This is a genomic window from Pseudomonas sp. NPDC096925 (assembly GCF_044762545.1).
Taxonomy (GTDB): Bacteria; Pseudomonadota; Gammaproteobacteria; order Pseudomonadales; family Pseudomonadaceae; genus Aquipseudomonas.
This window is the reverse complement of the sequence record NZ_JBIWEM010000006.1, coordinates 201,117-215,260: the sequence shown is the minus strand read 5'-3', so window position 1 is coordinate 215,260 and position 14,144 is coordinate 201,117. Positions and strand designations below refer to the sequence as shown.

Annotated in this window: 21 protein-coding genes; 8 read left to right on the top strand and 13 right to left on the bottom strand. The window is 57.1% G+C overall.

The annotated features are described in order from the left end of the window. Positions 1–68: 68 nt before the first annotated feature. The 5 genes from ACIQYU_RS18285 to ACIQYU_RS18265 form a co-directional block, all read right to left on the bottom strand. The gene (locus ACIQYU_RS18285) at positions 69–1,262 is read right to left on the bottom strand and encodes a tyrosine-type recombinase/integrase (protein WP_402801329.1); all 1,194 of its coding nucleotides are present in this window, start codon (positions 1,260–1,262) and stop codon (positions 69–71) included. A gap of 221 nt (positions 1,263–1,483) precedes the next feature. Then, positions 1,484–1,798 (bottom strand): hypothetical protein, encoded by a 315-nt coding sequence (locus ACIQYU_RS18280; RefSeq protein ID WP_402801326.1) that lies wholly within the window; start codon positions 1,796–1,798, stop codon positions 1,484–1,486. Between the two features lie 51 nt (positions 1,799–1,849). Next, the gene (locus ACIQYU_RS18275) at positions 1,850–2,044 is read right to left on the bottom strand and encodes a hypothetical protein (RefSeq protein WP_402801323.1); all 195 of its coding nucleotides are present in this window, start codon (positions 2,042–2,044) and stop codon (positions 1,850–1,852) included. A gap of 43 nt (positions 2,045–2,087) precedes the next feature. Next, positions 2,088–2,483: a phage protein NinX family protein gene (locus tag ACIQYU_RS18270; protein ID WP_402801320.1), complete on the bottom strand. Its 396-nt coding sequence runs from the start codon at positions 2,481–2,483 to the stop codon at positions 2,088–2,090. Continuing rightward, positions 2,480–2,809: a hypothetical protein gene (locus ACIQYU_RS18265; protein ID WP_402801317.1), complete on the bottom strand. Its 330-nt coding sequence runs from the start codon at positions 2,807–2,809 to the stop codon at positions 2,480–2,482. The genes ACIQYU_RS18270 and ACIQYU_RS18265 overlap by 4 nt, the downstream gene beginning before the upstream one ends. A gap of 350 nt (positions 2,810–3,159) precedes the next feature. Here ACIQYU_RS18265 and ACIQYU_RS18260 point away from each other — a divergent pair, with 350 nt between their 5' ends. Next, positions 3,160–4,242, top strand: coding sequence for a hypothetical protein (locus ACIQYU_RS18260; RefSeq protein WP_402801314.1), 1,083 nt, complete (start codon positions 3,160–3,162; stop codon positions 4,240–4,242). Here ACIQYU_RS18260 and ACIQYU_RS18255 read toward each other — a convergent pair. Both ACIQYU_RS18255 and ACIQYU_RS18250 read right to left on the bottom strand, forming a co-directional pair. Next, entirely contained in the window at positions 4,228–5,172 is a 945-nt protein-coding gene (locus ACIQYU_RS18255) for a DNA cytosine methyltransferase (protein WP_402801311.1), read from the bottom strand. The two genes, ACIQYU_RS18260 and ACIQYU_RS18255, sit on opposite strands and share 15 nt — an antisense overlap. A 13-nt stretch (positions 5,173–5,185) precedes the next feature. Next, positions 5,186–5,575 carry a hypothetical protein gene (locus ACIQYU_RS18250; RefSeq protein WP_402801308.1) on the bottom strand — a complete coding sequence of 130 codons (390 nt, stop codon included), beginning with the start codon at positions 5,573–5,575 and terminating at the stop codon, positions 5,186–5,188. 107 nt (positions 5,576–5,682) lie between these two features. Here ACIQYU_RS18250 and ACIQYU_RS18245 point away from each other — a divergent pair, with 107 nt between their 5' ends. Beyond that, positions 5,683–6,312 (top strand): hypothetical protein, encoded by a 630-nt coding sequence (locus ACIQYU_RS18245; RefSeq protein ID WP_402801306.1) that lies wholly within the window; start codon positions 5,683–5,685, stop codon positions 6,310–6,312. Here the strand turns inward: ACIQYU_RS18245 and yejK are convergent. After that, positions 6,303–7,316, bottom strand: a complete 1,014-nt coding sequence (yejK, locus tag ACIQYU_RS18240; RefSeq protein ID WP_402801303.1) for a nucleoid-associated protein YejK — start codon at positions 7,314–7,316, stop codon at positions 6,303–6,305. The two genes, ACIQYU_RS18245 and yejK, sit on opposite strands and share 10 nt — an antisense overlap. Positions 7,317–7,442: 126 nt before the next feature. Here yejK and ACIQYU_RS18235 point away from each other — a divergent pair, with 126 nt between their 5' ends. Then, positions 7,443–8,027, top strand: a complete 585-nt coding sequence (locus ACIQYU_RS18235; RefSeq protein WP_402801300.1) for a hypothetical protein — start codon at positions 7,443–7,445, stop codon at positions 8,025–8,027. Positions 8,028–8,224: 197 nt separating this feature from the next. Here ACIQYU_RS18235 and ACIQYU_RS18230 read toward each other — a convergent pair whose 3' ends face one another. After that, the gene (locus tag ACIQYU_RS18230; protein ID WP_402801297.1) at positions 8,225–8,494 is read right to left on the bottom strand and encodes a hypothetical protein; all 270 of its coding nucleotides are present in this window, start codon (positions 8,492–8,494) and stop codon (positions 8,225–8,227) included. Between the two features lie 19 nt (positions 8,495–8,513). Beyond that, positions 8,514–8,897, bottom strand: a complete 384-nt coding sequence (locus ACIQYU_RS18225) for a response regulator transcription factor (protein ID WP_402801294.1) — start codon at positions 8,895–8,897, stop codon at positions 8,514–8,516. A 247-nt stretch (positions 8,898–9,144) separates the two neighbouring features. Between ACIQYU_RS18225 and ACIQYU_RS18220 the strand changes: the two genes are divergently transcribed. Together ACIQYU_RS18220 and ACIQYU_RS18215 are read left to right on the top strand one after the other, a co-directional pair. Then, positions 9,145–9,483, top strand: a complete 339-nt coding sequence (locus tag ACIQYU_RS18220) for a hypothetical protein (RefSeq protein ID WP_392524657.1) — start codon at positions 9,145–9,147, stop codon at positions 9,481–9,483. Positions 9,484–9,791: 308 nt separating this feature from the next. Continuing rightward, positions 9,792–10,109 carry a DUF1654 domain-containing protein gene (locus tag ACIQYU_RS18215; RefSeq protein ID WP_402801291.1) on the top strand — a complete coding sequence of 106 codons (318 nt, stop codon included), beginning with the start codon at positions 9,792–9,794 and terminating at the stop codon, positions 10,107–10,109. Positions 10,110–10,152: 43 nt separating this feature from the next. Here the strand turns inward: ACIQYU_RS18215 and ACIQYU_RS18210 are convergent, their stop codons facing one another. The 3 genes from ACIQYU_RS18210 to ACIQYU_RS18200 all read right to left on the bottom strand — a co-directional run bounded on the left by ACIQYU_RS18210 (position 10,153) and on the right by ACIQYU_RS18200 (position 12,077). Beyond that, complete coding sequence (locus tag ACIQYU_RS18210; protein WP_402801289.1) at positions 10,153–10,728, bottom strand: hypothetical protein; 576 nt, start codon at positions 10,726–10,728, stop codon at positions 10,153–10,155. 115 nt (positions 10,729–10,843) lie between these two features. Beyond that, entirely contained in the window at positions 10,844–11,194 is a 351-nt protein-coding gene (locus ACIQYU_RS18205) for a hypothetical protein (RefSeq protein ID WP_402801287.1), read from the bottom strand. A gap of 31 nt (positions 11,195–11,225) precedes the next feature. Then, complete coding sequence (locus ACIQYU_RS18200) at positions 11,226–12,077, bottom strand: XRE family transcriptional regulator (RefSeq protein ID WP_402801285.1); 852 nt, start codon at positions 12,075–12,077, stop codon at positions 11,226–11,228. 88 nt (positions 12,078–12,165) lie between these two features. Here ACIQYU_RS18200 and ACIQYU_RS18195 point away from each other — a divergent pair, with 88 nt between their 5' ends. The 3 genes from ACIQYU_RS18195 (at position 12,166) to ACIQYU_RS18185 (ending at position 14,143) form a co-directional block, all read left to right on the top strand. Beyond that, positions 12,166–12,342 (top strand): Cro/CI family transcriptional regulator, encoded by a 177-nt coding sequence (locus ACIQYU_RS18195; protein ID WP_402801283.1) that lies wholly within the window; start codon positions 12,166–12,168, stop codon positions 12,340–12,342. A 141-nt stretch (positions 12,343–12,483) separates the two neighbouring features. After that, entirely contained in the window at positions 12,484–13,341 is an 858-nt protein-coding gene (locus ACIQYU_RS18190) for a replication protein (RefSeq protein ID WP_402801281.1), read from the top strand. Next, entirely contained in the window at positions 13,331–14,143 is an 813-nt protein-coding gene (locus tag ACIQYU_RS18185; RefSeq protein ID WP_402801279.1) for an ATP-binding protein, read from the top strand. The genes ACIQYU_RS18190 and ACIQYU_RS18185 overlap by 11 nt, the downstream gene beginning before the upstream one ends. The last annotated feature ends 1 nt before the right edge of the window (position 14,144 follow it).

The following is a 14,144-nucleotide window of genomic DNA, read 5'->3' as shown; positions in this document are numbered from 1 at the left end:
TGCATTCTGGAGTATGGCTGAATTGCTGTCGAATGCCTTATGACTAAAGGGCGCAAGGTGAACGAAATTTAATCTTGTACCAATTTTGTACCAATTACGCTCGTTTCAAGCTTCGCCAGCTCGGCCCAATCGTTCGCCGAATTCAGCCATTTCGCGTAGGTCGAAAGCAGCACCTGAACCGAGTGCCCAAGCTGTCCTGCAATGAAGGCCGGATTCATCCCTGACATGAGGCACATCGTGGCATAGGTGTGCCGGCAGTTGTACTGTGGGCGATGTCTGAAACCCTTCGCTTCGACAGCGTGGTTGAAGTGCTTGCCTGCGGTTTCAGGCACAGTGATGTGCGGCGATGACCCCGAAGGTTGGAAGATGAAAGGCGATTCGGTCGAGACTCGCCGCTTCTGCTTCAACCGGTCGTGTGCGATCTGCTTGGCCCGGGCCAGTGCGCCCAGGGCACGGCTGTTCAACATAACGGTACGAGTGTATTTGGTCTTGGTCCGCTCCATCACCTGCTTCTCAACGACAATTCGGCAGACGTGAGCCGTCTTCTTGTCGAAATCGATCTCGTCCCAGCGCAGCGCCATGATTTCGCCTGTGCGCATGCCGGTGTAGAAGGCAAACTCGTAGAATGCCGCGAACACCTGGTTGCACCGGGAAAAATTCGCATACATCCATTCAATCAGAGAGTCTGCTTCGTCCACCGTGAAGGGGTCGACCTGTTTCTTGTTTTTCTGCGGCAGCTGGATCGATGCCGCCGGGTTCCTGTCTACTACCTCGTCATACATCGCTGCGCGAAACATCGCCTTGACCCTGGCGATTGCAGCGCGCTTGACTGTCGGGCTCTTCCACTCCGTCTTCGCGACCACATTCCTTAGCACCATTGGTGTGACTGCCTTGATAGGCAGCGTTGCTAGGTGGGGCATCCAATAGTTGTTCATCAAGCCTTTGTAGTTGACCCGAGTGTCGTGTACCACTTCCAGGCTGTTCAGCCAGCTTTGAGCGTATTCGCCAAACATCAGCTCCTTGGCTGGCGCCGTATAGCTCGAGGCGGGAAATAGCTCGGCGTACCGTCTTTCATCCAGAACGCCGTGCTTGGCCAGGCTGATTACTTGAGCGCGTAAATCGGCTGCCGCTTTGATCCCCTTGGCGGTTTGGGGATACGCGAGAGTTTCGGAGCGACGCTCACCGTTCCAAGTAAAACGGATCCGGATTGAATTGCCGATGAACTCGACTCCAGCGGGTAGCCCCAGCTTCCTTCTAGCCACGCTTCGTATCTCCTGATGCTATAAAAAATCCGGCCGTCGATCTTCTTCCAGACCCCCTCGGGTATTACGCCGCGGCTTCGCTTACCTTCTAGGGCCCGCTTGGTCGTACCGACCAGCTCAGCCATTTTTTCCTCCGGGACCTTGTCGGACACGTAGGTCACCGGTTTGCGTTCTTCGTCTTGCATGGTGGTCTCCACGCCGCCGGTGGCGGCAGGTTGGTGTCAGTCGCAGCTGCTGGAGCTGGATCCGCTGTCGCTGGAACTGCTGCTGTCGCTCGACGAGTAGCTGCTGCCGCTGTCGTAGCTGCTGTAGTCCCGACTGGCGCACGAATTGCTCGAGCGAGTCGGCTCGTAGCTGTCCGCCAGATGTATGGGATGCATGGGGCTGACCGGGCTCATGGAGTTGAGCGGGTCGAGCATCGGGTCTTGCCGACCGGATGCCGGGCTGTGGCCACGGGCATACCCGGTCGGACCGAGCGCGGCGCGTTGTGCCGGCTTCTTTTTGGGCTTGAACAGGCGGGCCAAAAAATTGAGCATGAGTCTCTCCATGCCCGCGCATGACGGCGGGCTTGAGTGGTAAGGGGAGGGTTATGGCTTCGGGTAGCCGTCGGCGATGCGGTCAGCGATGTCTTCAAGCTTCTCGGCCATGGCGTACATGTCGTTGTTATCGCGACGACTGACGACGCCTGATCGAGTGACGTTCCGACCGGAAAGAATGGCGATGGCCAGGTGGATCAGCGCTGCTTCAAGCTTGCGCCGCAGCACGCCGGTGTGCGGAATCATCGCTGCGCCTTCCATACCAGATTGGCCATATTGGCGAGGGCGATCATTGCATCAGCTCCTTAGGTACCTGGACGGTATCGCCAAGCTTGTGGTTGACGAGGCCCCGGCAGAAGGCGATTAGGGCTGTGGGGCCGTAGCACCACACTCCTGCACCGGCCGGGCCACCGGCGTAACACAGATCGGCAGGCAGCCCCGGAATGTGCTGAGCGGTGCCGCTGTGCTTGTCGATCAGTTGACCGCCCTGTGCCCAGTTGGTGGATGGTCGCCAGCCGAAGTTCTCTGCTGCGCCGCGGATACTGATGCTGCAAGGCAAGCCGCCAGGGTGCCACACGGTTGTACGGCACTCGGGATCTATCCCGAACCCCTCAGCCATGGCCACAGCCCAGTCCAGCGGCGCGCCGGCCAGGTTGGATACCCTCACTTCGATCAGGCCGGTCATGGCTGCACCTTGTGGCGGACCCATACGCAGACAGGACCGTCTTCGGTGTCGTGGATCGAAAAGATGAACCAGCCTTCACCGGTCGGCTTGCTCGGCTGCCAAGCCGTGCAGTCATAGTCGCCGCCGGTGTCGAACCATTCCGCATTCAGCTCTTCCGGGCCGTCGTTTTCCATCTCGAGCACGCAGTACTCCAGACCGTGGTCGCCGAACCAGCTGAATGGCAGTACGCATTCGTCGCCGTCGTCCGGCCAGGCCGGATGGGTCCAGAAGCCGTATTCGTCGCGAGCGACCTGCAGCTGCTGGATGAGTTGCTTTTCTGCCGGCATGACTTCTTCCTTGGCCGCTCCTGCGACCGGCTTGTGCTTAAATGGCGGGGTTTCGATATGGATCTTTCGGTTAAGGAGAACGCTATGTTTGCTTGTGGTATCGCCCTGCTTGCTGTCGGCTTGGGCACCTCAATGCCAGGCCTCTGGATACCAGGCGCCGCCCTCATGGCTGCTGGAGCAGTGAAGCGCGTCCGAAGCTGATCCCTGGCCGCCATATCGCGGCAGTGAATAGAGGGGGGAGGGGTTACAGATCGAGACTACAGCTATGCTGACGCGCGGCTGAATTCGAACGTCTTGGGAACCCAACGCTGATAGGATTTGGCGCACTTCCATGCAAAGAGAGTGAGCAGATGGGGCAAGTTTTCCAAGTGGTTGATGATGACGGCACGAGGTTGGACGCTCACTACGAGATCGATAGCGAGTCGATCATTTTCCACAGCCGGGGTGGAACCAAAGGGAAGGGTGCAACCAATACAGACTACTCGCTCGGGTTAGCTGTGCTGCTGGATAAGCTGGAGGGTCATGCGGTGGGCATACAGCAGGTTTGGGTCGATAGCAGCCAGGTGCAGGCTTTGCCGATAACGGACCGAACAATTTTCGGATTATCTGACGCACACGGCTCTACTCAGGATGCGCTGAAGCTAATAGCTTCCCGTATGAAATCCGTTGGGCGCATAGGTAGTACCTCCGGTGGTAATTCAACGCGCCGAATCCGAATCCGCGTAGGCAACGAGCATTCAGGCCAGTTGGAAAGCATCTTGGGCGGGCTGCCAGTAAAAAAGGATATGCGGAGTCTAGACAGGGTCCCTGCTGAGGATTTGAGAGGCGTTACTGCAGAACACGTCTGGCTGGCAATCGAAGATATGCGCAATGGCACTGAACCGCCAGGGTTTGGACCTTCAACTGACTATGACCTGCTCGTCGATGACTGTCTAAGGCTGCCACCGAAAGCGGTATTTGGGCTAGCCGCCACTAAGGCCTTAGGCTTCACTGTGTTACCCAAGCATTTCACAGCAGGTGTAGGGTCTGTCTGCTTCGAAGTACTCGAGGCAGCGGGGTTCAATGTCGTTTCTAAAGACACCTTAGCCACTGGGCAGGTACATCCTGTTCCCTCTGACGATCACTCTTGGACGGAAGGCCAGCCGAAATTAGTGGAACACCTGCGCCGTGAGCGTGCCAGAGGGGCGGCACAGGCTAAGAAGGACCTATTTCGACGCGTGCATGGCCGACTATTTTGCGAGCGTTGCATGATGGACCCGGTGCAGATTTATGGCGATGAATATGGTGAGGCTTGCATTGAGGTGCATCATCGGGAAGTGCGCGTGTCAGCTATGACGGCGAACCACAGGACCAGCTTGAGCGATCTTCAATGCCTTTGCGCGAACTGTCATCGTGTCGTTCATCGTGAGCTAAGAAATTTAGTCGCTAGATAGCTGAAGCTGGATGCGTCGACCGAGCCATTGGACCACGGGCACGGCCTTACTGTTGCCGACCGCCTTGTAGCGTGGGCCGTCTGGGCATTCCTCCGCGGGCTTGCCGCGATAGGGGATCATGGTGTGGCCGTCGGGGAACCCTTGGCACCGCTCCCACTCGAGAGGGCTGGTTCTGCGGATGCCTTCCGGTTCCAGCACATATGCCTCTCTGTCATCGAGAGAGCCACCCCCTTGTGCCGTGAGAGTAGGATGAAGTGCGTACTCCTCCGGCCGTCCCGGTGGGCTATCCCTGCGAGTGCCTTCGCGCTCAAAAAGTACTTCGAGGGGATCGAACCTTGCTCGAGCACTTGCGACAACGAACACACGGCGGCGTCGTTGGGCCAGGCCGAAATATTGGGCATCCAGAACCCGCCATGCGACTGTTCGCGTGGGTCCATACACACAACCAGCGTCCTTCCATTTGCCCCCTGGCGGTTGGAGTTCTTCGGATTCGCCCACCAGGGCGCCGAGGAAGCAGCCAAACGCGTTGCCTTTGTCGGAGAGGACTCCGGGGACGTTTTCCCAGAGGCAGACGGCCTCGGGCTCGCCGCGTATGGTTCGAACATGGTCAATTGCATCGAACAGCTCCACGTATTTGATGGTGAGGGCGCCGCGGGGATCGGCGAGGCCTTCGCGCATTCCGGCGACGCTGAAGGCCTGGCAGGGAGTTCCACCGACCAGCACCTCGGGCGCCTTGATCTTTCCGGACAGCACCATGGCTGCCAGGCGGGTCATGTCGCCGTGGTTCGGCGTGTTCGGGTACCGATAGGCCAATACCGCGCACGGGAAAGGCTCGATCTCGGCGTACCAGTCGGCAGTCCACCCCAGTGGGTGCCAAGCCTCGGTCGCAGCTTCAATGCCGCTGCAGACGCTTCCGTAGGTGATGGGCATTGGTGGTCCTCGGCTATGCAACCTTTGGCGTCATCTCGGGCTGGTAGTCGACCCAGCCAATCTTCGGCGCCTTCGTTTTCTTGTCGATGAGTGGATTGCCCTCGGCGTCAGTCAGGTTGCACCTGGCCCTGATCCGGAGGTCTCGGCAGTTGCCGCCCTTGCGGGCGAGCGAGACAAACTGCTCGGCATACTGTGGCGCATCAAAGGTAGGGCTGAGCTGGCGCACCTTCTTGCCCTGCATGATCTTTAGCGCCTGCTTGTCGACCGCCTCATCCAATTCAGCGACTGTGAGGTCGATGGGGGGGCAGCCAACCTTTCCGCTGGGCTTGGTGGTTTTGGTCGTCTTCCTGGCCTCGGCCAGCGCTACATCACGGGTCATGCCGAACACTGCGAATGTGCTCATGGTTCTTCTCCATTGCCGGAAGGGTTGGCGGTATTTGAATTGAGTAGGCTGTGTGGCATTCTCTCGCCTGGTCGCTAATCAAAATATCTAGGAGTGAGTGCTCGGAAATGACGCAAGTAGAAGAAGAACTTAAAAGGTTCATTGAATCTGAGCGCGAGAAGTTTGAGAGGCTTGATAAGCGGGAACGTAAGTACAAGCAGCAGCGAATGTCTTTTGCCGCTGCGATGGCCATAACTAGTATTTTGGGTGTCAGTTCAATCGGATACAAGTTGCTAGTGCAAGATAGACCAGAGCGGTTCGACGCAAGCTCTCTAATAGCTGAGCTTTACAAGCAGCGGGATTTAGTTGAGGTTCCTGATTACGAAAAGGCGAAAGAAGATCTTGTGAGTAGCCTGAAATCCACCATGGAGGAGTCAGGTGACAGGCCTTTTTTAGGTCTTGGCAACGCAATTCTCACAGAGGATCTATCTAGGCTGAAAACACGTGTAGAACTGCTTGAAAAAGCTATAAGTGATAATCCGGAAAAAGCGCTCTCTATTCCGATGCTTCGCCGAGATTATGATGAGCTTGGTCGAAAGTTTGAAGAATACAGAATATCTGCAAAAGTCGATTCAGACAGGCTATGGGCCCAGCAGAACACAATACTCCAAGGTATCGGAGCGCTATTGTTAGCGGTAGCTGCTGGTGCTGTCACTATTCTTTACCGTGCTGTTAAGTCTGGAAAAGGTCAGGACTGATTTGCGCTTTTAGTTAGCTGTCTGGCGAGTTGCGTTGGTAGATTTCTGATGGTCAAGCTGGCGCTTTCGTGATCGAATTCGATCTTGCTACCCAGCAGGTGCGCTTCGAAGCTGATCGACATGCCTTCGGCGCGGCCGGTGTAGCGGCGGTACTGGTTCAGGGTGCGCTTGTCGGCGGCAAAGCTTTCGGATATCCCGTAGTCGCCGGCCCGGATGAAGTCGGCGAAGGACTTCGGCCTGTCTTCGTCCAGGGCCTCGGACAGCTCGTCCAGGCTGACCGGCTCGCCGATCTTGTCCTGCGCTTGGGCATAGGCCACCAAGTGCTGACTCTTCTCGCTGGCGGTTTCGGTGGGCAGTTCTTCGGCCTCTACGAAATCTTTGAAGGCCTTGAGCAGCGTGCGGGTTTCGCCTGGGCTGTCGATCCCTTCCTGGCAACCGATGAAGTCTTGGAAATAGTGCGAAAGCCGCTTGCCGCTCTTGCTCTTGATGAACGAAATGTATTGCCGCGACGCTGGATTGTTCTTCCACTCGCTCAGGTTGATCCGAGCGGCAAAGTGCAGGGCGCTGGTATCGAGGTGGCGCGAAACCGACACGGAGAGGTCATCGGCAACCGAAATCGTCTCGGCCTGACGCAGGATGGCGATGGTCAGGTATTCGGTCAGGCCCTGCTGGTACAGCGCGAACAGTACGTGACCACCAACAGCCAGATTAGATTCCTCCATGAGTCGCGTTAGGTGCTCAACCGCCGTGCGGGTGAAGTCGATGAACTGCATGTCGCCGCTGGCGACCTTGGCCAGCCACCCGCTGAGAGGGTAGGCGCCGGCCTCGCTGTGGAAGAAGCCCCACGCCTTGCGGGTATTGGCGTTGTAGCCGTCGTTCACATCGTTCACCAGGTTCTCGATGGCGCCGCTATCCGGCAGGCTGGCGCTGGCCATGTGCAGGGCTGCGGGGCTGCCGTCCGGCTTCTTGTCGATGAAGTGCATCACTGCGTGGTGAATGGGCATGGTGGAACCTCCGTGGCCGGATGTGCTGTGGTAGCATAATGATATTGACGTGCGCGTCAGGAGAGGCTGCGACCTATGAAGCTGTCACTGCTCTTTATCTTTCTCAATTAAAGGCGAGAATTTTTGATGGATCCAACTAGCGCTGAAGATTATATCAAGGGAAAAGAAAGAAAGCGGCAGATTCGAGATTTAGGGTTAGCTGGAGTTGCTGCAGTTGGTTCAGCCATCATGGCCGCGTTTTCATTTTCCGGATTTATTGACACCAAAAGCAATACTTCAGACGCTGTTGAGGTTGTGGTTTCTAGTTTCAGTAGACAATATGCGTCTGCAGAAAGTCTGAATGATTTCAAGTATCGGCTAGATGTGCTGAATAATGAGATTAAGTCCTTGCAGCAAGTAAAGTTACCTCCGCAGTCAGAGGTGGATCTTGCCCCCATTGAAGCTAGACTGTCTGAATTGTCGAAACGCTTGTCGGATCTTGAGACAGCTATTACTTCCGACCCGGTAAAGGCTCTCGCATTACCGATCCTCAAAAGAGATTACGAAAACCTTTCCAAGGCGGTACTCCAGGACAAGGTGTCTATGCGAGAGGATTTGAATCGGATCTGGCAATTTATTTTTTTATGTTTGGGTGGACTAGGCTCGATTGGCGTTGCGTTCTCGATATGGTGGGCGAAGAGTGTAGGCAAGCAGCCCGATAAGCCTGTTTAGGGTTTGCTCGCTTCTTTTTATATTCCATCTCAAGTTGGGTCGTGCCGGTGACTCTATGCAGCCTGGAGATGTTCCAGTTGATCAGTACCTGCTGGCCGCTGGGGGCGATGTTCACCACGGCGGCGTGGTTGGCCTAGACCCCAGTGCCCGACAGGATCTCACCAAGCGAGCCCGCATGTTGTGGGGTTTGCGCTTGCTCATTGCTGCGTACCGGTCTTGCTCGCCGCGCCGGCCTCCATCGCATCCACGAACCGCAGCGCGGCCCGGTAGCTGAAGGCGAAACCGTGCACGGCGCCGGTGGCGATCTCGACCACATCCCACATTCCGCCCTTTCCCGAGGCTTGGTAGCGCGGTGCTGGCTGGCCTACCTTGGCTTGCGCCTCGGTCCTGGCTGACTTGCTGCGCTCGAGCAGGGCCGCGAGCACGGCAATCTTCTGCTCGAAAGCAGGGTGCATTGCTGTCTGCATAGTGTGATCCTCGGGTAGGTCAGGCGTGGTATTCGTAGGCTTCGGCCTTGCGAACGATTCGAACTTGGGCGGTGCGGCGCTCCGGCGCGCGGCGGTCGCGGCGCATGGGGTCGCTGTCGCCAACCACCGCATGCATAGCGATGAGGCCGGCGAGGGCGATGCAAAGCGGGCTGATGATCTGCTGGCGCATGGCCTTGGTGACCGCCTCGATGCGGCGGCCGGCCTCCAGCTTGAACAGAGCGGCCTCGATGCGATTGGCCACGGTGCCTGGGCTGACCGCCATCTGGCGGGCGATTTCTTTGGTGGTGAGGCCTTGGGCCACCCACAACAGTGCTTCGAGCTCACGGGGAGCCAGCGCCTTGCCGAGCTGGCCAATCCATGAGCCGCAAGTGATCGTTTCCATGAAGAGTCCTCGGTGGGCTGCATTGGTCGTGACGCTCGCTGCCGGTACCACCCGTATCAGGGGAGGGCAAACGCCCCGGCCGATGCAGCCTAGTGACGGGGAGCTAGGTTGAGCGGGCAGTTTTGGTCATGCTGAGTCGGTGCCAACTGCTTGATGGCCAGCGGCCATCTCACCACTGCCCAGGTGACGGGCTTTGCGCTAGGCTGAGCGCTCTCACACAACACAGCCAGCAAAGGAGGGCGCAACTGTGGCAGTTTCCGTGGTTGCAAAATTCGTCGCGGATGAATGGTTCAAAATCATGGCGATTCTTTCGTTCTTGCTTCTCGTCGCAGCTATCACAGTTGATCTCAAGGTGGATAACTCGATGATCGCTTTAGCTTCCGCAGCCGGCCTCTTTCTGGGACTGGCCGAAATGGCGTTCAGACCCTACCGGGTACGCTTAATCCCCAATCCTGATGGTGGGGTTCTGAAAGCTTATGGACGCCCCCGCCAACTTAACGTGTCCGGATGCCTCCTGATGATTGCTGCGCTCTTGTTTGCTGCCGCAGCGGCGTACCGTGGATGGCAACTTCTATCTGCATTTTGATTTCCCGTCTGGCCCTGTCGCCAAGGCCAGCCAGTGAAATCGGTGTTGCTCAGCAAACCTGCGGGCCGACATGTCGAGCGAGGAAGCTTGCTGTGTTGCGTAATGTCCACCAGAACTCAATTGCCGGATTTACTCGGCGCCTGGTGGCTCATCTGCTGGTTTTTAAAGAGCGGTGGCTGCCGTAGCTGCCAGCCCGGTGCAAATGCAAGCGAACTTGCATTCATAAAAGCATGCTTGTTTTTTAAATGCAAGCAAACTTGTGTGTTTTTCTCGTACTGTATGGATATCCAGTGTGTAGGGGCTTTCTGATGTCAGCGCAGGAAATTGCAGTTCGAATGGAAGAGCTAACGAGCCTTGAGCGGCTGGGTTTGAGGGTTTCAGCGATGATCAACTCGCCACTCGCGCAGCACGGCAGGAAGGTACTGGTCCATCGTTTGGACACGGACAGGGATCAGGATTGGAGCGCGATCATAGATCTGTTGTCAGAGACAGACGGCTTGGACATGGCGTTTTGTGATGACGGTTCGGTGATCCTTCAATGGGATGCACCAACGGATGATGATCGGGTGATAGAGAGGGAAGTGGAGCTGGACCTGGTGCGCCACGAAGAGGAGGCGCCTTTCTGACGACATGAAAAAGCCCGCGGATGCGGGCTTTTTCTAAGCGCTTTTAGCCATTCGGAGGCTTTTTGGAATCAGCTTTGATTTTTTCAAGCAAAGCCCGAGTCTCGGCAGACTGTGATTTAGCTTCTTCAATCAGCTGCTGTAAGGACTGCTGCTGTGTGGTCTGCTGTTGGCCAGCTGCAAAAATTGATGTGGCGCTTCCGACGATGGTGGAATTAGCACCCCAAAGACCAATGACCGTGGCTATGCCGACCGATACTGCGATCCCCAGAATTGCCCAAACAGTGCTCTTGTTTGAGGCTTGGACTTCCTTGACTTTTGCGGCTAGATCGCCGGAGAAGCCATCAACTTTTTCGCTCATAAGCTTAACGGACGAGGTGATCGAGTCCAGCTTGGCATCAATGACTTTATCCCTATCCTCTAGACGCTTGGACGTGGCTTCAAAGCGTTCAGCATAAAGCTTATCCCGCATGTTTTGCTCATGCCGATAGGACTCTTGCTCTCTGCGCCATGCCTCAGCACGACGCTCCTCCGCTTGTTCCAGACGCTCGAAACGCCTATCCATCCGATTTTCAATGTCGGATAGAGTGGCCCTGAGCTCTTCACGAGTGATGTCATTCATGCGAGCAGTATGTACCCTCTCTTGATCCTTGTCAGCATTAGGCTGCTGGTCCTGTGATGGCCTCCCATACATGGGCATCACATTCTCTAGCGAGTCCCGTAGTTCGGCGGGCGACTTAAATTTGCTCGCTGTCATCCGGCCCTGCCTCATCAAGGTTTTCTAGTTCAAGCTGCTCTGGCGCAGGGTTTTTGTCCACCCATTCCCGCACGATTCTTGCCAGGTGCTGGCGTACAAACCCACATTCATTGCAATAGATAGCAAATGTATTAAGGGCCTTCTGACCCTTGCCATCGCGCAAAGATGTATAAAGCCGATACGCAGAATCGGTTTGGTTCGTACCTATCATTGTCCACTGCTCATTGCCGCATGCAGGGCATGTGGTATCACCCGTTACTTCCACCAGAAATCTCAAAAAATCATCGATGGAGACTGCGTACCTGTGCTTCGGGACCTCTTCTTCCGACATCGCTATTTCCTCAAATCGTCCCTACGGAGGGCTATACCTTTCGCGCATTCCAGACCAGCAAAACCTTCGCGTGAATCGTCAGGTCGTCGACGCGAGCTGACTGCTTCTCATAATTTCGGTTGTCCGAAATAAGCCAGACATGATCCTCGTCCTGTCGCTGCAGGCGCTTGATGAGTAGATCGCCATGCCAGGTGAGGACATAAACACCTTCTCCCTGGTACTCGTTCACTCCGCGGTCAACGATCACGGGATCTTTGTCGTTGATGGTGCCTTCCATACTCTGTCCCCAGCCCGTGATCATGGCCAGGGCCTTGGCAGCGGTGTAAGTCACACCTTTCTCGCGCAGCACCTCTTCCCGGATGACCACATTCCTGATGACTTCGCTGTACTCGGCCGGCACCTGGCCATGGCCCATGGCTGCCCGGATGTCGTACTGTGGGATAGAGATGTCGCCCTTGGTAACAGGGTTGGCAGCGATCAAAAAACCGCTTTCCTTCTCCCCTTGAGGGTCATCCTCGACTGCGCTGACGATACGCTGCCTGGCCTCGGCGGTCAGGCCTTTTCCATGCTTTTCAAGCATCTTACGGACTGCGTCGGCGGCGGAGCTTGGTGCACTTGCCTGCTTGTCCTGCTCTTGCTTAGCGGCCCCTTTGCGTGGCGGCTCGCCCTTACCTGACAAAAGCCAATCGACAGTCGTGTCGTAACCCTCGGCTAGCGCGACGAGATTTTCGTTCTTGATGTTCTCTGTATCACCGGCGAACCACTGGCGGACAGCCTCATAGCTGATGCTGCAGGTGTTTGCGATGTCGCGTTTGACATTGCGAACGCCCAGTTCGGGGCGACGAGTCAGGACGAGCTTGGTGATTCGATCAGTAGTTTTCATTCGCGCAATCTACAAGGTTGCTTGTCAAGCATGCTTGTTTTGAATATGCAAGCATGCTTGAATGTCGAGACGAGCAGAGGAGGTCGCCATGACCAAAAGCCAGGCAATCCAATATTTCGGGTCGATTTCCGCCCTGGCGAAGGCGCTAGGGGTGACCTATGAGGCCGTTCGCCAATGGGGTGACGTTCCTGAGCTGCGCCAGTACCAAATCGAGCGCTTGACCAAAGGGGCGCTGAAGGCAGGAAGGAGGGACGCCGTTGCGTGACCTTGTAGAAATTCTCGCCTATCTGGCATTGCGCCAGTAGATGACTGAAACACCTGCGAATTCATCCAGTATTGGAATCGCGGACGAAAAAAAACCGCCTGGCAGGGCGGCTTTCTCTACAGCATTTGAACGGGTTTAAGCATGACAAACATCGTCCCACTTGACAAGTCCAGGGGGTTTACCCGGATGGACAACCAGCTCATGGATGGCCTGCTGGCTATCGATCTCCCGGCCCGGGAGATGAAGATTGTGCTGTACGTGGCCAAGGCCACCATCAACTTCGGGGCGGGCTCTCAGCGCATCCCAGCTTCCGACATCGCGAAAGCCATCCACGCCCACCCTGACAGCGTATCCAAGGCGGTTTCGAGCCTGCTGCGTCGTCGGGTTCTGTTCCGCGAGGGCGGTGCACGGGGTGACATCGGCGTGAATGACCCGAAAGACTGGGTCTACGTCATTGATCCGAAACAGACCAAAACCGCCGACTCGGCTGAAGTGGTCCGAATCGGCGATGAGTCGAAACAGACCAAAACCGCCGACTCCCTTCCTTATTCTAAGAATCTAACCCCCTATGTATTTCTTCCTTCGGAAGAGAATACATGCCCCCCCAGCGATGAGCAGCCGGCTCCGGCCAAAGCTGACCGCAAAGCACCGTTCGGGAAGGCCGCCATGCTGGCTGACAACCCTCACGGCCTGGATGAATCGCTTATCGCTGACTACCTGACTGTCCGCAAGGCTGCCAAGGCGCCAGTGACCGCCCGGATTTGGGCTGGGCTGAACGTCAAGCTGGAGCAGTGCAAGGCCTTCGGCATCCAGCCAGCCCAAGCTCTGGAAGTCGCCGTCGAGAACGGGTGGCGCGGCTTCGAGGTGGAGTGGGTCACCAAGCGCATCAGTGCGCAGTTGCCTGCTCAGGCCAAACAGCACAGCCGTCACCACGGCTTCGACGACCGCGACTACACCGCCGGCCTGGCCGCGCGAGAGGACGGCACCTATGCGATCTGAATCGGTGATCACCATGTCCGAGGTGAGAAACGCCGCGGGCTTCCGTGTCCAGCCCGCGCACTGCGAGCATCACGGCGACTTCGAGCAGCGTGTAACCATGCTGATGGGCCGCGAAATCGTCGGGCGCTGCCCTGTGTGCGAAAAAGCGGCCGTTGCCGAGCGCGAAGCCAAGCAACTGGCGGAGGAAACCCGCCTGAAGCGTGAGGCGATGACCCGCAAGCTGGGTTCGGCGCTGATCCCCAAGCGCTTCGCCGACCGCACCCTGGCCAATTACCGCGTCGAGCACGAAGGGCAGCGCAAAGCCTTGGCCTACTGCACCCGCTACGTGGCAGCTTTCTCGGAAATTGAGCGCACCGGTCGCTGCCTGATGCTGCTGGGCAAGGTCGGTACCGGCAAGACCCATCTGGGCGCCGGCATGGCCAACGAGCTGATGCGCAACACCTCGGCAACGGCCGTGTACCGCACAGTCGGCGCCGTCCTGCAATCCATCCGGGCGACCTATGACCGGCATAGCGAGCAGTCAGAGGCCGACATCCTGTCCAGCCTGATCGAGCCGTCGCTGCTGGTCCTGGACGAGGTAGGGGTCAGCAAGGAGCAGCCCAGTGAATTCGAGCTGACCACCCTGTTTTCAATCATCAACGGGCGCTACGAGCAAATGCGCCCCACGGTGGTGATTTCCAACCTGGATGCGAGCCAGCTGCGTCACGCGATGGGCGAACGGTGCTACGACCGCCTGCGCGAAGGTGGCGGGGTGATTGTGCCCTTCGAGTGGGAATCGCACCGAGGCAAGGAGGAGGCCTGAC